The 18,169-nt window shown below is 65.0% G+C and carries 22 protein-coding genes, 1 tRNA gene and 1 pseudogene; 13 read left to right on the top strand and 11 right to left on the bottom strand.

What is annotated here, in order from left to right:
- Positions 1-10 precede the first annotated feature (10 nt).
- Genes RH831_RS10045 through RH831_RS10035 form a run of 3 tightly spaced genes read right to left on the bottom strand, consistent with a single transcriptional unit; the run spans position 11 to position 2,281 of the window.
- Positions 11-490, bottom strand: coding sequence for a GNAT family N-acetyltransferase (locus RH831_RS10045; RefSeq protein WP_310554041.1), 480 nt, complete (start codon positions 488-490; stop codon positions 11-13).
- The gene (locus RH831_RS10040) at positions 490-1,689 is read right to left on the bottom strand and encodes a phosphoglycerate kinase (RefSeq protein WP_310554040.1); all 1,200 of its coding nucleotides are present in this window, start codon (positions 1,687-1,689) and stop codon (positions 490-492) included. The genes RH831_RS10045 and RH831_RS10040 overlap by 1 nt, the downstream gene beginning before the upstream one ends.
- A 49-nt stretch (positions 1,690-1,738) precedes the next feature.
- The gene (locus RH831_RS10035; protein ID WP_310554039.1) at positions 1,739-2,281 is read right to left on the bottom strand and encodes a CBS domain-containing protein; all 543 of its coding nucleotides are present in this window, start codon (positions 2,279-2,281) and stop codon (positions 1,739-1,741) included.
- A 124-nt stretch (positions 2,282-2,405) separates the two neighbouring features.
- On the opposite strand from RH831_RS10035, the pseudogene udk reads away from it, so the two are divergent.
- A pseudogene (gene udk, locus RH831_RS10030) lies at positions 2,406-3,020 on the top strand (uridine kinase); the annotation flags it as partial.
- Positions 3,021-3,026: 6 nt separating this feature from the next.
- Here the strand turns inward: udk and RH831_RS10025 are convergent.
- Positions 3,027-3,338 (bottom strand): DUF5785 family protein, encoded by a 312-nt coding sequence (locus RH831_RS10025; RefSeq protein WP_310554037.1) that lies wholly within the window; start codon positions 3,336-3,338, stop codon positions 3,027-3,029.
- A gap of 199 nt (positions 3,339-3,537) precedes the next feature.
- Between RH831_RS10025 and RH831_RS10020 the strand changes: the two genes are divergently transcribed.
- Both RH831_RS10020 and RH831_RS10015 read left to right on the top strand, forming a co-directional pair.
- Positions 3,538-4,074, top strand: coding sequence for a DoxX family membrane protein (locus RH831_RS10020; protein ID WP_310554036.1), 537 nt, complete (start codon positions 3,538-3,540; stop codon positions 4,072-4,074).
- 4 nt (positions 4,075-4,078) lie between these two features.
- The gene (locus RH831_RS10015) at positions 4,079-4,417 is read left to right on the top strand and encodes a hypothetical protein (protein WP_310554035.1); all 339 of its coding nucleotides are present in this window, start codon (positions 4,079-4,081) and stop codon (positions 4,415-4,417) included.
- Positions 4,418-4,728: 311 nt separating this feature from the next.
- Here RH831_RS10015 and RH831_RS10010 read toward each other — a convergent pair.
- Positions 4,729-4,813 (bottom strand) — tRNA-Ser (locus RH831_RS10010).
- A gap of 109 nt (positions 4,814-4,922) precedes the next feature.
- Here RH831_RS10010 and RH831_RS10005 point away from each other — a divergent pair.
- Positions 4,923-5,135, top strand: a complete 213-nt coding sequence (locus RH831_RS10005) for a hypothetical protein (RefSeq protein ID WP_310554034.1) — start codon at positions 4,923-4,925, stop codon at positions 5,133-5,135.
- 10 nt (positions 5,136-5,145) lie between these two features.
- On the opposite strand, the gene RH831_RS10000 is transcribed toward RH831_RS10005, so the two are convergent.
- From RH831_RS10000 to aroA, 3 genes are all read right to left on the bottom strand, one after another.
- A complete protein-coding gene (locus RH831_RS10000; protein WP_310554033.1) occupies positions 5,146-5,892 on the bottom strand; it encodes a hypothetical protein in 747 nt (248 codons plus the stop codon).
- Between the two features lie 80 nt (positions 5,893-5,972).
- A complete protein-coding gene (gene aroC / locus RH831_RS09995) occupies positions 5,973-7,115 on the bottom strand; it encodes a chorismate synthase (protein WP_310554032.1) in 1,143 nt (380 codons plus the stop codon).
- Between the two features lie 44 nt (positions 7,116-7,159).
- Positions 7,160-8,443, bottom strand: a complete 1,284-nt coding sequence (aroA, locus tag RH831_RS09990; RefSeq protein ID WP_310554031.1) for a 3-phosphoshikimate 1-carboxyvinyltransferase — start codon at positions 8,441-8,443, stop codon at positions 7,160-7,162.
- A 71-nt stretch (positions 8,444-8,514) separates the two neighbouring features.
- On the opposite strand from aroA, the gene RH831_RS09985 reads away from it, so the two are divergent.
- The 6 genes from RH831_RS09985 (at position 8,515) to RH831_RS09960 (ending at position 13,392) form a co-directional block, all read left to right on the top strand.
- Positions 8,515-9,684: a Xaa-Pro peptidase family protein gene (locus tag RH831_RS09985; protein WP_310554030.1), complete on the top strand. Its 1,170-nt coding sequence runs from the start codon at positions 8,515-8,517 to the stop codon at positions 9,682-9,684.
- 44 nt (positions 9,685-9,728) lie between these two features.
- Positions 9,729-10,454: a prephenate dehydrogenase/arogenate dehydrogenase family protein gene (locus RH831_RS09980; protein ID WP_310554029.1), complete on the top strand. Its 726-nt coding sequence runs from the start codon at positions 9,729-9,731 to the stop codon at positions 10,452-10,454.
- Entirely contained in the window at positions 10,444-11,850 is a 1,407-nt protein-coding gene (locus tag RH831_RS09975) for a class I SAM-dependent methyltransferase (protein ID WP_310554028.1), read from the top strand. Before RH831_RS09980 ends, RH831_RS09975 begins: the two co-directional genes overlap by 11 nt.
- Positions 11,851-11,889: 39 nt before the next feature.
- Positions 11,890-12,660, top strand: a complete 771-nt coding sequence (gene surE / locus RH831_RS09970; RefSeq protein WP_310554027.1) for a 5'/3'-nucleotidase SurE — start codon at positions 11,890-11,892, stop codon at positions 12,658-12,660.
- A 143-nt stretch (positions 12,661-12,803) separates the two neighbouring features.
- A complete protein-coding gene (locus RH831_RS09965; protein WP_310554026.1) occupies positions 12,804-13,046 on the top strand; it encodes a hypothetical protein in 243 nt (80 codons plus the stop codon).
- Positions 13,039-13,392 (top strand): type II toxin-antitoxin system PemK/MazF family toxin, encoded by a 354-nt coding sequence (locus tag RH831_RS09960; protein ID WP_310554025.1) that lies wholly within the window; start codon positions 13,039-13,041, stop codon positions 13,390-13,392. The genes RH831_RS09965 and RH831_RS09960 overlap by 8 nt, the downstream gene beginning before the upstream one ends.
- Before the next feature lie 99 nt (positions 13,393-13,491).
- On the opposite strand, the gene RH831_RS09955 is transcribed toward RH831_RS09960, so the two are convergent.
- Together RH831_RS09955 and RH831_RS09950 are read right to left on the bottom strand one after the other, a co-directional pair.
- Entirely contained in the window at positions 13,492-13,800 is a 309-nt protein-coding gene (locus tag RH831_RS09955) for a chorismate mutase (RefSeq protein WP_396275446.1), read from the bottom strand.
- The gene (locus RH831_RS09950; protein ID WP_310554024.1) at positions 13,797-14,645 is read right to left on the bottom strand and encodes a shikimate kinase; all 849 of its coding nucleotides are present in this window, start codon (positions 14,643-14,645) and stop codon (positions 13,797-13,799) included. The genes RH831_RS09955 and RH831_RS09950 overlap by 4 nt, the downstream gene beginning before the upstream one ends.
- A gap of 83 nt (positions 14,646-14,728) precedes the next feature.
- Here RH831_RS09950 and RH831_RS09945 point away from each other — a divergent pair, with 83 nt between their 5' ends.
- Positions 14,729-15,154 (top strand): DUF5796 family protein, encoded by a 426-nt coding sequence (locus tag RH831_RS09945; protein ID WP_310554023.1) that lies wholly within the window; start codon positions 14,729-14,731, stop codon positions 15,152-15,154.
- On the opposite strand, the gene RH831_RS09940 is transcribed toward RH831_RS09945, so the two are convergent.
- Positions 15,155-15,289, bottom strand: coding sequence for a hypothetical protein (locus RH831_RS09940; RefSeq protein WP_310554022.1), 135 nt, complete (start codon positions 15,287-15,289; stop codon positions 15,155-15,157).
- A 73-nt stretch (positions 15,290-15,362) separates the two neighbouring features.
- Here RH831_RS09940 and RH831_RS09935 point away from each other — a divergent pair, with 73 nt between their 5' ends.
- Positions 15,363-17,456 carry an AAA family ATPase gene (locus RH831_RS09935; RefSeq protein ID WP_310554021.1) on the top strand — a complete coding sequence of 698 codons (2,094 nt, stop codon included), beginning with the start codon at positions 15,363-15,365 and terminating at the stop codon, positions 17,454-17,456.
- Between the two features lie 8 nt (positions 17,457-17,464).
- Positions 17,465-18,124, top strand: a complete 660-nt coding sequence (locus RH831_RS09930; RefSeq protein WP_310554020.1) for an HAD family phosphatase — start codon at positions 17,465-17,467, stop codon at positions 18,122-18,124.
- Positions 18,125-18,169: the final 45 nt, after the last annotated feature.

The raw sequence follows: 18,169 nt of genomic DNA, 5'->3' as shown, positions 1-18,169 counted from the left end.
CGCGTTCCCCTCAGTGATCGTCGAGCCGCTGCTCCATGACGACTCGGTGTTCTTCGTAGCCCCGACTCCGGTACCACTCCTGGGCCGTCCGGTTTTCGGCCATCGCGGAGAGGCCCACCACCTCGACCCCCCGGTCGGCGAGTTCGGTCTCGGCGTAGTCCATGAGCGCCGATCCAACTCCGTCTCCGCGGGCCGACGGAACGACGTACACGTTCTCGATGACCCCACGGTGTACCGACTCCTCGAACAGGCCCTGATCGCGGTAGAACATCACGAACCCGATGATTTCCTCCGCGTCGTCGACAGCCCTGTGAGCCACGGCCAGCATCTCCCCCGCGATGTACTGCCCGAGGAGGTCCCGCGCTGCCTCCCGGTTTGCTTCGCCCTCGATGTGTGAGCCGTAGGCTCGCTGACCCTGAACGAGATCGACCCAGCACTCCAGGACGGCGTCGAGATCATCCGACTCGGCCGGCGTAATCGAGACCGACATCAGGTGTCGAGGACTTCGATGGCCGGCAAGGATTGGCCCGTGAGCATTGCGAGGGCCGCCCCGCCGCCCGTGCTCACGTGGTCGAACCCGTCGATCCCGAACTTCCGGATCGCCCGGGCCGTATCGCCCCCACCGACGACGCTGTACTCAGTGTCGGCGACGGTCTGGAACAGCCCTTTTGTCCCCCGCTGGAAGGCCGGATCCTCGAAGACCCCGGCCGGGCCGTTGAGAATTGCGGTTCCCGTCGACTCCAGGCACTCGGCGTACCGATCAACCGTCTCGCTCCCGATGTCCATGACGTCGCCGTGCTCCGTCGTCGGAAGCTCCTCGACTGGGATCTCCTGGCGCTTTCCCTCCGTCTTGACCGCGACGTCGACCGGCAACTCGATCTGGTCGCCGTGCTCTGCGAGCAACTCGGCTGCGCGGTCGATCTGGTCCCAGAAGTCCTTCTCCATGATGTAATCGGCGGCCTCCTCCCCCAGGTCGATGCCGTCGGCCATGAGAAAGACGTTCGCGACGAGCCCCGAGGTCAGGATCGTATCGGCCAGTCCGGCCTCGATACCGTGTCTGATGATTCGAATCGAGTCGGGGACTTTCGCGCCACCGACCACGTAGGCTCGTGGGGTCGGGGTCTGATCGATGTTTCCGAGGACGTCGATTTCCCGTTCCATGACCCGCCCGGCATAGGCGTCCAGTCGGTGGGAAAACCCCACGAGGGAGGGCTGGGAGCGGTGGGCCGCGGCAAACGCGTCGTTGACGAACGCGTCGAAGTGCGGCGCGAGCCGATCGACCAGGTGTGTCTGGGCCGCCCGAGCCGGCTCGAACTCCATGTACTCCTCGCTGTAGAACCGCGTGTTTTCGAGGACCAGCGCCTGTCCATTGTCCAGGTTGTCGATCGCCTCGCGAGCGCCGGCGGAACTCGTCGCGTCGGTGTACATTACCGGGGCGTCGAGCAGTTCGTCGAAGCGAGTCGCGTGGGCTTCGAGTGGCTCGAACTCCGAACCGCCAGGCCGCCCCTGGTGGGCCAGAACGGTCACCTTCCCGCCGCGTTCGAGGAGTTCGGAGAGCGTATCGACGTGGGCCCTGAGCCGGGCGTCGTCCGCGAGGTGTCCGTCGTCCCCGAGCGGGCTATTGATATCGACCCGAACGCCGACCGAGGTCCCGTCGAGAGCCAGGTCATCGAGGGTCCGTATCGCCATGTACCCCAACCTTCGGGCCGGGGTCCAAATGCGTTTCTGTGTCGGTCCGTCAGACCGTACGGCAATCCGGACAGAGAAGCTGTCCGTCCACATTTACCAGGTCCTGTGAGAACGAACCGCATCCCTCACAGATGCTCTGGTTGGCATACCCGTCCTGAACCGCCGACTCTTCGGTGCCACCGGGCCCGGTCGTCGTTTCAGTCGTCGCCGCCTGTTCGGTCCGTTTCGCTGCAGCGAGGTCCCTTGCATCGAGCACCCCCACCACTTCGGTCCCGTCGGTGACAAGCAGGTGGGTCGTCCCCGTACCGACGAGCCGTCGGGTCGCCTCCGCAACCGTCGTCTCTGGGGTCACCGTCTCCGGATGCGGATTCATGGCATCGGCGACTGGCGTCCGCTCCAGATCGTCGCCGTCGAGCAACCGGTCGAGGACGGTCGCTGCGGTGAGGACTCCCGCCGCGTCCTGTCCGCGGAGAACCACCGCAGCCGTCTCGCCGGCCTCCCGCATTAGCTGTACCGCGCCGAGCACGGCATCGGATTCGCTCACCCCGACGTAATCCCGTGAGAGAAGGTCCCTGACGGGGAGTGTGGTCATAGTTCACAGTATCACCGGTTCGGTCTAAAAGGTATCCCCGGTAGCCTTATCCGCCGAGCCGGAGTAGTTCTCCGCTTCGTGGAAAACGAGGGATTCAACTGCCGGGGCCGTCCGTGCCTATGTAATGGACCGGTCTCCGTACGCGATCGGCATCGCCGGTGGCACCGGTGCCGGCAAGACCACTGTGGCCCGGGAACTCACCGAATCCGTGGGGGAGGCCGTCACCATGATCCCGCTCGACAACTACTACGAGGATCTCTCCCATCTGGACATGGACGAACGCCGTGAGGTCAACTACGACCACCCCTCGGCGTTCGAGTGGGATCTCCTCGCTGAACAGCTCGAAACCTTGCTCGCCGGCGAGTCCGTCGAGATGCCCCAATACGACTTCGAGCGTCACCTCCGGAAACCCGAGCGGGTGACGGTCGAGCCGTCAGCGGTGATCGTCCTGGAAGGGATTCTGGTGCTTTACGACGAACGGGTCACTGACCAGCTCGATCTGAAGGTGTACGTCGAGACCGACGCCGACGTCCGTATTCTCCGTCGCATCCGGCGTGACGTGGTCGAGCGCGGTCGAGACCTGGAGGGGGTCATCGAGCAGTACCTCTCGACGGTCAAACCGATGCACGAGCAGTTCGTCGAACCGACGAAAAAACGGGCCGACATCATCATACCCGAGGGTGCAAATCGGACGGCGGTCGATTTGTTGCAGGAGAAAGTCGAGGGCGAGATCGAGGGCTAGCCGTCAGTCGTCGGCGGTGAACTCCCAGTAGCCACCCGCCCTGATCGCATCACCGACGGATCGGTGAAACTCGGTTTTGGTCTCGAATGACTCTGCGTCGACGTGTTCGAAGAGCGTGGCGACACGCTCCACCCGGTGGTAGTTCAGTCGGACGGGTTTCTCCCCGTGGGCGTCGAGAAACGCCTCCGTCGAGAGCGGGAAGGCCGATTTGGGGACGAATTTCGAAAGAATCGCCATGTCGAACCGCCGGAGGTCGTTGCTGCCCTCTGCCCCGTCGGGATCGATGGGCCACTCGGAACCGTCGGCGTCGGTCATGCGACCCTGTTTCACCCGAGTTGACTAAGGCATTCCGGGCCCGTATCGGAATCCAGGTTATCCGTTATCACCACCATATCATGGGTATTTGGTTTGTATTCTCGTGCCGTCATGCCGTCTTGTGACGATTATTAAACCCTGGTAATCGGGGTTTACCACTTATTTTAGGGGGCCCTAAAAACAGGTGTAGCAACCGACAATGACCCAAACAATACAGGCCAACTTGCCAGGGGGCGATCTGTCCCTGGATCTGAACGGCACGTGGACGGCGTACTGGCTTTTCATTCTCAGAGTCGTGACCGGGTGGTGGATGTTCCACGCCGGGTTGACCAAGGTCTGGGAGACCTACGTCCTGGGCTCGCCGTTCGACGCAGCCTGGTTCATTCAGTTTGCCTCCCAGGGAACTATCCTCGAAGGTGTGCTCGCGCTGTTCAACAACTCGGCCGGCATCGCTCTCACGAACTTCATGATTCCGTGGGGTGAGCTGTTGATCGGGCTGGGCATCCTGCTGGGCGCGTTCACCAGGCTCGCCGCCTTCTTCGGTGGCTTTCTAATGTTTTTCTTCTACTTCGTGAACGCCGGCTGGAGCCACGGGTTGTTCAACAGCGACCTGATGGCCCTGGTGCTTTTCGTCACCATCGGGATCATGGGTGCCGGCCGGATCTGGGGTGTCGATCAGTACCTCGAGCAGATGGACTGGGCGCAGAATTCGATTGCCCGCGCGATACTGGGCTAGAACAATGACACAGGAACATATCACCGCTGTCGAACGGGCTGGAATGGTCATCATCGGCGCACTCGTCGTGATCGCAATGCCGGTTCTCGGCTTGCTGGTTACGCTGACCGGCTCGATGAGTCCCATGCTCTCGTATGCAACCGAGGACGGGTCGGCCTACGCACTGGCCCAGAGTGGCGTCCCCGAGGGAGCGGAAGTCCTCGCAACGCCGTTTGTGGCCCCGAATCTGCGGGCCGCGATGCTCGCAATCGCGCTCGTGGTTCTCGGTGTCGTCGCCGTCTATCGGCTGGTCGCGGTCTCCGGTCGCAAGCAGACGCCCACGGCGGCCCCGAGCGGCGACTGAGAAACGACGATTTCGTTTTTCGCGGATTGTAGCGTAGTGCCTCCGGCACACGCTTTGTGGTCTGGAACCGGTGAGGAGGGGATTTGAACCAGCGCAAACCTCGCTCGCTTCGCTCGCTCGGTTTCCTGGGTTCAAATCCTCACACCGTTCGCTCCTCGCCTTCGCTCGTCGCAAAACGGTGAGGAGGGGATTTGAACCGGAGCCAGACGTGCTCGCTTCGCTGCGCGCGACTGGCAGGGTTCAAATCCCTCACTCCCTTCAATCTGAAGCGTTGCGCGGTGCCTCCGGCACACGCGCTGGGTGTTGTAGAACGGTGAGGAGGGGATTTGAACCCCTGAGGCTATGATAGCCACCTGCTCTCAAGGCAGGCGCGTTGGGCCGCTTCGCTACCTCACCGCACTCGATACTTGCAATCCGAGGGGTTAAGAACTGTCGGAAGTGCACCACCGCCGGACACCGCGGAAAATTTACCCTGCCTGCTATTGTGGTCTCTCACGTGGGGGTGATGGCGATCCGGAATGCGGTCGCACAGACGGGGGTCATGACTCTGGGGTATCTCGTGAGTTTCCTGTGCTTCAGGGCCGCTATCGTTGGGTATGCACACGAGGCGTTGATCGCTGCCCCGCTTGCGGTCGCGGCCGGGGCGATCTTCATCGTCCTCGCTGCCTACGCCCAGACCGAACTCCTCCTCGGTGACCGACTCTCCGGTTCGTCGTAGGCCCGACCGGTTACTCTGCCGCGGCGCTCCGCACGACGCCACCCTCGACCTCGATCCCACGCTCCTGGACCACCTTCCAGAATCGCTCCGGGACGGGTTTGCCCGCCAGGTGATCGGCCTCGATTCGGGATCGGACCGTTCGGAAATCCGCCGGAGAGTCGAGGACCGTCCGCTGCTGGACGAACCCAACATCGAGGCCCGCTTCCGTTGCACGCCGGGTCAACTCCTCGATCGGCCGGGTCTCGAAGGCGTCCTCGAAGTCGATCGGCTCGGCGAACCCGGCGAAGTACACGTCACCCCGGGCTGTTGGCCCGAGAATCACATCGTCCCGACGGAGATTCAACGTGGCCTCGTCGATCACCGACCGGGCCAGGCGTGGCACGCAGGGCCGGAGGGCTGCCGCGGACTGCCGCCCCTCGTCCCGGACCAGGTGGGTGATCGCGTTCCCGGCGATCGCCGAGAAGTTAGAGCCGACCTGGGGCTCGAAGCGAACGTCGGCCAGCCGATCCGCCGACATCGCTTCGGCGGCGATCTCGCGCAGGTCGGCCTCGGGGTCAGCCCCATCTGGCAGGCCCTCGGCCGTCGGATAGTTGACCAGGATGTCGATGGTGCTCCGGGCGAGGGTCTCCATCGTGTCTCCCAACAGTGCCCGGTAGAGTTCGAGGCCGTCCGCCGGTGTCAGTTCCGTCTCCTCGAGAAGGCCCTGGCAAGCGATCCCTTCGACTGGCGGGTCGGCGACGAGTACAAAAGTCGTCATCGTCGCGGCCCTCCCTGTGCAGTCATAGATGCTGTTCGACGGTCCCGCACCTAAAACTCCGCGATCGCCGGCTTTCTCACTCACTCCGGGCGACTCGGATGGTAGTCAGTGTCGTACTCGCCAGGACGACCGTCGAGGCGATCCGGGGTGATCCGACCGGAAAGCAGCATGAAGTCCACGATCGTGATCGCGGCCATCGCCTCGATGACGGGCACGGCACGCGGGGGTAACACGGGATCGTGGCGGCCGGTTACCTGAACCGTCTTCTCCTCGCCGGTCTCCCAATCGACGGTCGTCTGTTCGCTCGGAATCGAGGTCGGCGCGTGGAGGGTCACCTCGCCGTAAATCGGCTCGCCGGTGGTGATCCCGCCTTGCACGCCCCCGTGGTCGTTTTCGACCGGAGTGGGGTCCCCATCCTCAAGGGCCCACTCGTCGTTGCGCTCCAGCCCGGAGACCGATCCGGCCCCCCGTCCCAACCCGATCTCGAAGGCGGTCGTCGCCGGGACGGCCATCATCGCCTGCCCCAGTCGCGCCTCGACGGCGTCGAAACGTGGCGCGCCGAGCCCTCGGGGAACGCCCTGGATCTCGAAACTGACTGCGCCGCCGATCGAATCACCCTGCCGCTGGTACTCCTCGATTACCTCCCGCATTTCCGCGGCCGTCTCGGGGTGCGCACAGCGAACGTCGGTCTCCTCGGTGTGCTCGCCCATCTCCTCGAAGGTGACCGGTGGGGACTCGATGTCGCCGATCCGGCTGACGTGGGCCCGGACCTCGATGTCCTCGGTCCCGAGTATCTGCTTGGCGATCGCTCCGGCGGCGACCCAGTTGACCGTCTCACGTGCGGAGGAACGCCCACCGCCGCCCCAGTTCCGGGTGCCGAACTTCGCCGAGTAGGTGAAATCGCCGTGACTCGGTCGCGGCGCCGTGATGAACGGCTCGTACTTCCCCGAGCGGGCGTCCTTGTTCTGGATGGTGAGCCCGATCGGCGTGCCGGTGGTATAGCCGTCCTGAACCCCGCTCTGGATCTCGACGCTGTCCGGTTCGTCCCGACTGGTCGAGATGTGTGACTGGCCGGGTTTGCGCCGGTCCAGTTCCGCCTGAATCGCCGCTCGATCCAGTTCGAGGCCCGCCGGGCACCCGGAGACTACGACGCCCATTCCCGGTCCGTGGCTCTCCCCGTAGGTACTGATCTGGAAGAGCCGGCCGAAGCGATTGCCGTTCATGCCTGTCTGCTCGGGGGGCCACGCTTTGAGGCTTTGGAAAGCGCCTACTCTGTCGCCAGGTTCGCACCGAGTTTGTCCAACACGTCGAAGAACGCCGGGAACGAAACCGCCACGTCCGCCGCGTCGGAGACCCGAGTCTCGCCTTCGGCCACCAGGCCGGCCACGGCCAGGGACATGACGATACGGTGGTCGCCCCGGCCGTCGAGCGTGGCGCCTGTGAGTTCGCTCTCCCCGCCGTGGATCGTGAGCGTATCCCGCTCTTCGGTCACCGTGACGCCCATTCGCTCCAGCGATTCGGCCATGGCCGCCACTCGGTCCGTCTCCTTGTAGCGGACGTGCTCGCAGTTCTCGATAGTGGTCGTTCCGTCGGCTGCGGCCCCCAGTACAGCGATCGTCGGTAGCAGATCGGGCGTGTCACCCACGTCGACCGTGATACCGGAGAGACCCGACTGCGAGACGGTTACTTGACCGTTTGTCTCGTCCCAGTCGATGTCCGCACCCATGCGATCCAGAATCTCGACGATCGCGCTGTCGCCCTGCGGGCCCGGGAACAACCCTTCGACCGTGACCTCGCCGCCGGCGATCGCTCCGGCGGCGAGCAGGTACGAGGCCGCGGAGAAGTCTCCCGGGACGGTGTAGCCGTCGGCTGGGGCTTTGTACGCCTGCTCGCCGGGGACGACAAAGCCCAGATCCGTTCGCTCGACGGCGACACCGAACGCGGCCAGCACGTCGATCGTGATGTCCACGTAGGGCCCCGATTTCAGCGCCGACCGCAGCGCGATCTCGATTCCCGAGTCGGTCCTGGCGCCCGCCATCAGGAGTGAGGTGATGAACTGCGAGGAGACATCTCCGGGAATCCGGACCGTGCCCCCGTCCGCCCAGCCTTCGACGACGATCGGGGCCTGGTCGGTCCCCCGGGTACTCCACGCGTGACCGCCCAACTGGTCGATCGCGTCGAGCATCGGGCCCTGGGGGCGCGACCGGAGCGATTCGTCCCCGGTCAGCACCGTCGCCCCGTCCACGAGGCCGGCGACGCCCATCGCCAGCCGGATCGTCGTGCCGCTGTTCGCACAGTCGATGACGTCGGCCGGGACCGCTGGCTGGTCGCCAAAGCCGGTCACTGTGAGTGAGCCGTCGCCCTGTTCGACTTGGGCCCCGAAGGCCTCGGCGGCCCGCATCGAGGCCCGCGTATCCGCACTCACGAGCGGTCGGTGAATCTCGGTTTCGTCGCCGTACGCGCCGGCGAAGATCGCCCGGTGGGTGTAACTCTTCGAAGGCGGGGCGACGACCGACCCCGAGACGGTCGACTGTGACACCGTCGCGTGCATATCGGGAACTCGGGGGCCGTTCACATGATCGTTCCGGAGACGTTTTGCGCCCGGCTACCGACCCCCTCAATATGGACCTCTCCCGACTCGACGAACACCTCGACGCGGCGGACCTGGACGGCTATCTCCTCGATGCGGATTCGACTGATCCGAGCCAGTACTACCTCTCGGGCTTTGACGCCCCGGATCCGTTCGTCACTCTCTACACACCCGCACAGACCGCGATCCTCACCTCGCCGCTCGAGTACGCCCGGGCGAAAACGGAGAGTCGAGCCGACGCGGTGCGACGACTCGGCGATTACGATTACCGCGAGAAGCGGGCCGAACACGGCCGTGAACAGGCCAGAAGCATGGTTCTCGCAGAATTCCTCGCGGAGTTCGACGTGACCGCCGTGGGAACCAACCGCCGATTCCCGCTTTTCACCGCCGACTCGCTCCGGGACCGACAGGTCACCGTTCAGGCGGATCCGGACGACGTGATCGAGGAGATCCGGGCGACCAAGACCGAGGCGGAACTGGCTCACATCCGGGAGGCCCAGTCGGCGAACGAAGCCGCCATGGAGGCGGCCGAGGCCATGATCGCGGACGCCGAGGTCGGATCCGACGGCGATCTCCAGCTCGGTGGCGAGGTCCTGACCAGCGAGCGCGTGAAGGCCACCATCGAACGGACGCTACTCGACCGCGGGTTCGCCCTCGACGATACCATCGTCGCGAGCGGACAGGCCGGCGCGAACCCCCACGATTCGGGCTCGGGTCCGATCGGCGTCGACGAGCCGATCATTGTGGACATCTTCCCGCAATCGAAGACCACGAAGTACCACGCGGACATGACTCGGACCTTCCTCAAGGGCGAACCGACAGCCCAGGTGGCGGACTTCTACGAGACCACCAAGCGGGCCAAAGCGGCCGCCCTGGAGACCGTCGAGGCCGGGGTGACTGGAGCGGACGTTCACGACGCCGTCTGTGATGTCTACGAGAACGCCGGGTACCCCACGCTTCGCGAGGACGAGTCGACCGAGACTGGGTTCATCCACGGCACCGGCCATGGAGTCGGGCTGGCAGTGCACGAGAAACCCCAGATCAGCCCGGACGGCGGTCAACTGGAACCGGGCCAGGTCATCACGATCGAACCGGGGCTCTACGATCCGGCGGTCGGCGGCGTCCGGATCGAGGACCTGGTGGTCGTCACCGAGGACGGCTACGAGAACCTCACCGACTACCCGGAGACCCTGGTCGTGTAGGCCAGAGCGAATCCTTTTGTCCGGCCGCTAATTATCTGCTGTCAATGGACGCGTTGATCGTCGGTGCCGGGGCCGTGGGCCGCTGGTTTGCGGGCCTTCTCGACGGCCCAGTCGCCTTCGCCGATGCGGATCGCGAGACGGCCGTCGCGGCTGCGGGGGCGTTCGAGACCGGCTCCGTGGCCTCGCTCTCTGCGGACGACTCGTATGATGTCGTGGTGATCGCGGTCCCGATGCGAGTCGCCGAGACGGTGATCCGCGAGCAGGCACCCCGAGCGAATCGTGCGGTGGTGGACCTCACGGGGTCGATGGTCGAACCGCTTGCGGCCATGGCCACGGTCGCCGAGGAGCGCGAACGAATGAGCCTGCACCCGCTTTTCGCCCCGGAGCATGCACCGGGTCGGGTCGCAAAGTCGGTCGGGGAGGGTGGCCCCGTGGTCGACAAACTGAGCCGGGCGCTCGTGGAAGCCGGGAACACGGTGGTTCCGGTCGAGCCCTCGGTGCACGACGACGCGATGCGAACCGTGCAGGGGCAGGTCCACGCGGCTATCCTTGCCTTCGGGCTTGCCGCCGATCCGGTCCCCGAAGAGCTCGCGACCCCGGTTTACGAGGATCTCCAGGCGCTTCGAGAGCGGGTCACGTCCGGCACGCCCGGCGTGTACGCCGACATTCAGGAGACATTCGACGGCGTTGAGGCCCTCCAGGACGCCATGGACCGACTGGCCGACGCCGACCGGGCGGAATTCGAGGAGTTGTACCGCGATGCCCGTTGACCGAGCGGCGGTCCGGGACACCGCGAAGTACCTCCGGCAGATCCGGCCAATCGATCCGGACGAAGTGAGCGAATACGTGCCCGATCAGCCCGATCCGCGAGTTGTCCGCCAGTTGCTTCGCGAGATGGCCCTGGAACTGGGGATCGCCGAGGGCCCTGACGGGCTGTTCCGACCGGCAGCCACTGGTCCTTTCAAGCGGCCCTTCGACGGCGTCGAGGGGCTGCCGGCGGCATACGACCGGCAGCTCGAAGCACTCCTCGTCGAGCAGTACGGTCCGGACTGGCATCGGGGCGATAGTGGGGCGGCCATCCGGGAGCGGATCGAGCGGCTCAAGGCCGATTACTTCGCGGGCCGGTCGGTCTCCTACGACCTGGACATCGCCCTGGCCTATGCTATCTACCACCTCGCCGATTACTACGCGAGCACCCAGTACCTGCTCGCCGAACTCTCACGAGAGGGGCTCGTTCCCAGTCAGGCCCGGATTTTGGATGTGGGAGCCGGTGTGGGTGGACCAGCGCTGGCGATCACGGATTACTTCGACGTGCCGAACCGCGAGCCGGACTCGCTCCCCGTGCTGGATTATCAGGCCGTCGAGCCATCCACAGCCGCCGACGTGCTCGAAGCGCTGCTGGGCAGCGGACCACGAAACGTCTCGGTTTCGATCGCCCGGGAGACAGCCGAGGCTTTTGAGTCGAGTGAGACCTACGATCTGATCTTCTTCAACAACGTGCTCTCGGAACTGGAGAACCCGGTCGAGACTGCCGAACGCTACCTCGATCTACTCGCTCCAGACGGCTCGCTCGTCTTGACCGCCCCTGCCGACCGCAACACGAGCATCCAGCTTCGCGAGGTGGAGCGCGAACTCGAAACGCGTGGCGCGACCGTCTACGGGCCGACAGTCCGGCTCTGGCCGAACGAACGGCCCACGGAGGACTGCTGGTCCTTCGACCAGCAGCCCGATATCACGGTGCCGGGGGTCCAGGCTACCCTGGCCGAGGAAGCTGACCGCGCCGCGACCGTGACGAACACCTCCGTCAAGTACTCCTACTCGATCCTTCGGACCGACAGCGAGCGTCGCTATGACCTGGCGCTTTCCCGGTCGAACGTCGCGATGCTGGGCGAAATGGAAACACACGTCGGGAGTCGGATCGACCTGGTCGTCGCGAAACTTTCCCGGAACCTCGCCGAGGACGGGCACCCGCTGTACAAGATCAGCGACGGCAGCGAGTCCGAGAATCACTTCGCCGTACTGGTTAACGAGACGGAACTGAACCAGGCCCTCCGCCGGGCGGGCTACGGCGATCTGCTCTCGGTGACCAACGTGCTGGCACTCTACAACGACGACGAGGGGGCGTACAACCTGGTCGTCGACGAGGAGACCATCGTCGACGCCTGAGGCGGTGTGCTTTTGCGCCGGGCCCTCCTCGACAGTCGTATGTCCGGGTCCCTTGACATCCTCGTGACGAACGACGACGGCATCGAGAGCCCCGGGATTCGAGCGCTCGCCCAGGAACTCTCGACGGTCGGGGAGGTCACCGTCGTCGCGCCGGCGGACAACAAGAGTGCCGTCGGACGGGCCAGTTCGCGGGAGGTCCGAGTCCGGGAGACCGACCTGGGGTATGCCATCGAGGGGACCCCCGTGGACTGTGTCGTCGCCGGCATCGGTTCGCTTGCTCCGTATCCCGACGTGGTCGTCGCCGGGATCAACAAAGGCGCGAACCTCGGGATGTACGTCCTCGGACGCTCGGGGACAGTCAGTGCCGCCGTCGAGGCGGCGTTTTTCGACGTGCCCTCGATCGCGACCTCGCTGTACTTGCCCGACGAGAAGTGGAAGCGCACGCTCGATATCGAGGCCTACGACCATGCGGCCCGGGCCACGAGACACCTCGTCGAGAACGCCGTGGGTAGCGGCGTGTTCGAGGAGGCGGATTACCTCAACCTCAACGCCCCGGACCCGGACGTGGAACCGCAGGGGATGCGCGTGACCCGCCCCTCCCGAGCCTACGACATGACCGCCGAACGCGACGGCGAGTGGGTGTCCCTGAAAGACCGGATGTGGCAGCGCATGGAGACCCAGAGTCTGGCCGACGGCTCCGATACTGACCGTCGGGCCGTTGTCGAGGGCCACATAAGCGTCTCGCCGCTGACGGCTCCACACACCCCGGAGGGCTACGGAAAGCTCGAAGACCTTGTCGCGTCGTACTGATCGTGAGTCCAGTTTCGGATCCTCTCGCGGGTTTCCCGCTGCTTGTTCAAATCCATTAGACAATATCGATTGTGCGTTTGGGAAAATAACGCTGTGGGTAATGGTGGGCAAGAGTTATCCAGAACTGCACCGTAGTGTGTACCATGCCGAAGGTGGATGCGCGGGACATGCGAACCAACGAGACCGACGACCGAGGCCGAATCTACCTAGGGACGGAGTATGCTAACAAGCGGGTGACTGTCGCTGTCGTCGAAGTCGAGTCCGAACGACCCGACGAGGAAAAATTAGCCGCTGCGTACCGCGAGGCTTCCCAGAGCGCCGGCCGTCTCGCTACGGAGTGGGAGGGGGCGTCTGTTGAGGCGTGGACGGACTCGATGGATGAGTGAGGGTCTCGCGGTTCGTCGGGGAGACATCGTTATCGTTGGCCTTGCCCCTGCCGAAGGCCACGAGATGAAAAAGACTCGACCTGCGGTGGTCGTGCAAAACGATATTGGAAATCGCAATTCGAGTACGACCATCGTTGCTCCGACGACAGGGACACACCGAGGTTACCCATTCGAAGTACTGGTCGAAGCGGATGGGTCATCGTTCGAGAAGGACTCCTCGGTTCGTCTCGACCAGATCCGTGTCGTCTCCATCGAAAAGCGGATTCAGTCGGTTGTCGGGAGTTTGAGCGAGCCGACAATGGCCAAGGTGGATGAGGCACTGAAACTGAGTCTCGGTCTGGGTTGAGTCACCGGTTTCGGGGTTGCGGTCATCTGTGAGTCGCGCTATCCGTAAACCCTTGTAGACTGTGGGTGCGCGTAAGAGGCCCTGGAACAGTCTTTTTGCCTACCGGTTCTCCCGCTGTTCGACCTTGTTCAACTCGATCAACAGCCTGAAAATCGCCTTGACCAGATTCGATTCCACGTCGTACTTCTCGGCGTTCTCCCCGGCCCGATCCATCACGGCCTGCTCCTGGCTCTCGTCGGTCGTCGGAAGCCCCTTCTCGGCTTTGACGTCAGCGATCGTGTCCGCGACGTAGGTCCGCCGGGCGATCAACTCCACGATGTCGTGGTCGATCATCCGGATCTCCTCGCGGAGGTCGTCCAGGGACATCTCCTCGGTCGGCGTCTCGGCTGGTGTGTTAGATTCACTCATTCGATTGTCGCCCCCGTCGATTGGGTCCGTGTCCGAATCGTTCGCCCGTCTCGTTGCTCCCAGCGGTCGAGGACCGTCTCGATGGCCGACTCGTCCCCAACGGCGACGTAACTCGGTCCAGTCCCGGACAGCGAGACGCCCGCCGCCTCCGGCAGCGCCTCGATCATCGGCTCGGTCGGCTGCTGGAGGGCCGGGGCGAAGGCCAACCCGTTTATGGTCATCGCGGTGGCGTACTGACCGCCTTCCGCGAGGTCCCGGACTACGTCGGCCACTGGTGCGATTCGCTGACAGCGATCGACGTCCGCTTCGGCGCTAAAGGCCTGCTCCGGCGGGATCCAGACGCCGACGTCCCAGTCGACCGTGTCCCGCTCGAGCAGGCGGTCGTCGGTGTTGTCCGTGATCGTCAGGCCACCGAGCATGCTCGCGCTCGCATCGTCGAACGCCCCGGTGACCGTCACGCCGGCCTCACGGGCTGCTTGCACACCGAGCCGGGCGGCCGCCTCGCGATCCATCGCGTCGGCCTGGCCGAGTGCGGCAAGCGTGGCCAGCACTGTGGCGTTCGCCGCCGCACTCGAACTCTTGAGCCCGCCGGCCATCGGGACGTCGCTCTCGGTTCGAATCCGCAGTCCGCCGGTCTCCCCCAGTTCATCGAGGACCGCCAGAGCGGCCGCTTCGATCAGCGTCGTGTCCGCCTCGGGGTGGCCCGCGATCTCGCCGTGGACCGTCTCGCCTTCGAGGGCAACTTCCGCGGTGACGTACTCCTCGATGGCGAAGGCCGATCCGTACCCCGTCGCCAGTGCGTTGAGCACCGTCCCGGCGGCCGGGGCCCGTGCGCGTCCGTCCATGGCGGCAGTTCTGCGAGCGGTCACTTACGGTTGCCGATCTTTCGGAACGGCGGGCTTTTGATCCCGGATGGGAAAACTCACCCATGAGCCAACGCAGCGAGGTGGCACCCGAGCCGCTCGGCGTCGAACTGGACGAGGGCGGTATTTATGTCAGCTACCAGGACAACCGCCGGGTCTTCTACAACGGCATCCCCGAACTCGTCACGGGCACCTTGCGGTGCCGACCCGGAAAGGACGTGCAGGTGCTGGTCACCGACGAGTCCGAGACCGAGGGTGTGATGACCTACGTCAACGAGCTGAAAACGGCCGACGACATTCTCGAATCCAGCGGGGTCGGCCGGGTCTACCTCGACCCGGGGGAATCGACGGAACTCTTCGAGGGAGTCGTCGCGTCCGTCGACGGCCTCGCGGTCGAGATCACGGCCGACATGGATGCCGTCGACGGTCGGGTCTTCGTCTTCGAGGAGGACGAACTCGGCGAGCAGATGTACGAACTGAGTGAGAACTGATCACTGCAAGTAGGTCGGATCTTCGGCGTCGCAATTCGTCTCGTGCTGGCGGGCGTCCGCTGGATCGTCGAACATCATCCCGCATTTCTCACAGACGTACCACGTGACCCCGTCTTTCGTGGTTTCCGTTACCATATCTCTATATCGATGCCCCGGCAGTATAGGCATTCCCCCGCCATCCTTTAACCGCTGGACGCGAAGCACGCACATGAGCGGGACACCGGCCATCGAGGCCGTTCTGCGGGAGGCCCAGCCGCGGGACGCTGGACAGGGAGTGATCAGGCTCTCCCGGGCCGCGATGCGCGAACTGGGGGTGTTGAGCGGCGAGTCGGTCCGGATCGTCGGCGAGGAGGCGACCGTGGCACGGGTCTGGCCGGGGCGGAGCGACCTCGGGCCCAACGAACTGCGGGCCGACGGGGAACTCCGGGCCAACGCCGGGGTGGCCGTCGGCGACCGAGTCGAGATCACGCCGGTCGAACTCGCTGAAGCCGATTCGGTCACACTCGTCCCAACCGCCGACCCCGGCGTCGATCCTGCCACCCTCGAACGGGCCGTGGGCAGGCGTCTCAGAAATCGCTCGCTTCGGACGTCCCAGCAGGTGAAAGTCGACTCATTGGGCGAGTTTCGCGTGACGGCCACCGACCCCACGGGCCCCGTCCGGGTCACCGAGGAGACGGTCGTCCACCTCGAGGCAGCCGACGATGCCGCCTCCGACGTGGGCGTCACCTACGAGGACATCGGCGGACTCGATGACGAACTGGCGGCCGTGCGTGAACTCATCGAAGCGCCCCTCTCCGAGCCCGAGTTGTTCCAGCGACTCGGAATCGACTCCCCGAAGGGCGTGCTCCTCTTCGGGCCGCCGGGAACTGGCAAGACCCGAATCGCCCGGGCCGTCGCCAACGAGGCCGACGCGCATTTCATCTCGATCTCCGGGCCCGAGATTGTCACGAAGTACAAAGGCGAGTCCGAACAGCGGATCCGGAGTGTCTTCGAGGAGGCTCGCGAGCAGGCCCCGAGCGTGATCTTCTTCGACGAACTCGATGCCATCGCCGGGAAGCGCGACGACGGCGGGGACATGGAGAACCGGATCGTCGCCCAACTCCTCTCGGAACTCGATGGGCTTGCGGCCCGCGGTGAGGTCGTCGTCATTGGGGCGACGAACCGCGTGGACGCGATCGACCCCGCACTCAGACGCCCGGGGCGTTTCGATCGCGAAGTGGAGATCGGTGTGCCTGACCGGGAGGGTCGCGAGGAGATCCTCCACATTCACACCCGGGGGATGCCCCTGACCGAGGACGTGGACGTCTCGGCGCTGGCCGAACGGACCCACGGATTCGTCGGAGCCGATCTGCAGGCGCTGGTCGTCGAGGCCGCGATGGTCGCCATGGGCCGGTATCGGGACGACGAGGCTGAGCTCTCGGTCACTCGCCAGGACTTCGAAGCCGCGCTGTCGGCGGTCGAACCCTCCGCGATGCGCGAGTTCGTCGCCGAGATGCCGGCGACCTCGTTTGCGGATATCGGCGGACTCGATGACGTCAAACAGGCGCTGCGGGAGGCCGTGGAGTGGCCACGCACCCACCGCGAACTCTTCGAAGCCACGTCGACCGATCCGCCCTCGGGTATCCTGCTCTACGGGCCGCCGGGAACCGGGAAGACGATGCTCGCCCGGGCCGTCGCGAGCGAGAGCGGGGTCAATTTCATCCGGGTCGCGGGGCCGGAGCTCTTCGACCGCTACGTCGGGGAGTCAGAACGGGCGGTCCGCGAGCTCTTCGAGCGCGCCCGTCAGGCCGCACCGACGGTGATTTTCCTGGACGAACTCGATGCCATCGCGGGGCGACGGGGTGACACCCAGGAAGTCACCGAGCGGGTCGTCTCCCAGCTTTTGACCGAACTCGACGGCGCGGCCGCGGACCCGAACCTGATCGTCCTCGGCGCGACCAACCGGCTCGAAGCGATCGACCCGGCGCTGCGCCGCCCCGGCCGACTGGAACGGCAGTTACTCGTGCCAGAACCGGACCGGGACGCTCGCCTGGCGATCCTGCGTGTCAAAACCGAGGACAAACCGCTGGCCGCGGACGTCGATCTCGCGGCCCTCGCCGACGACCTGGCCGGGTACACGGGCGCGGACATCGAGGCGCTGGTTCGTGCGGCCTCAATGCGGGCGATTCGAGGGGCTGTCCGGAACGGGGCCGACGAGGAGGCGGCGATCACCATCACGGGTGCACACTTCGAAGCGGCGATAGACACTCTCGACCGGGAGGACAGATCGAGAAGCGACACCCTCTCCTCGCAGCACTCGTAAGGTCGGGTATGACTTCGGCTGTCGTCTTCGATATGGACGGGGTGATCGTCGACACCGAGCAGTACTGGATCGAGGCCGAGGTGGAGATCCTGGATACTGCGCTGCCCGCCGGCCACGACGTCGACCCCCTGGACATCACCGGGATCAACGTCCACGATCAGTACGACCTGCTGGCCGCCGAGTATGACCTGCAGGTCTCCCGGGAGGCGTACTTCGACCTTTTCGATCAGGAGGCGGCGGGCGTCTACGAGCGGGCTGACCTCCTCACCGGCTTCCACGACCTGCTCGATGCGATCCGGGAGCGTTCGGTCCCCATCGGGCTCGCGACCTCCTCGTATCCCCGGTGGATCGACATCGTCTTCGAGAGCCACGATCTGGACGGCCGCTTCGACGAGGTACTCAGCGCGGCGAACCTCGACGGCCCGGGCAAACCGGAGCCGCTGATCTACGAGACGATCGCCGAACGACTGGATCGGGAACCGACCGATTTAGTCGTCGTGGAGGACTCCGAGAACGGCATTGCGGCCGCCGCCAGCGCCGGGGCCTACACGGTTGCCTACGCTGCTCACGGGACAGACGACGGCACCGACCGCTCGCCAGCAGACGAGGTGGTCGAGACCCCGACGGAACTCAGCGAGCGCGTGTTAGGGTCGCTCGACGGCGAATAGTATCGGCAGGCTCCCCTTCCCTTCGGTTTTCACGATCGTTTTAGC

The sequence above is a fragment of the Halodesulfurarchaeum sp. HSR-GB genome (genome assembly GCF_031432215.1).
Taxonomy (GTDB): domain Archaea; phylum Halobacteriota; class Halobacteria; order Halobacteriales; family Halobacteriaceae; genus Halodesulfurarchaeum.
This window is presented reverse-complemented; position numbering and strand designations above follow the sequence as displayed.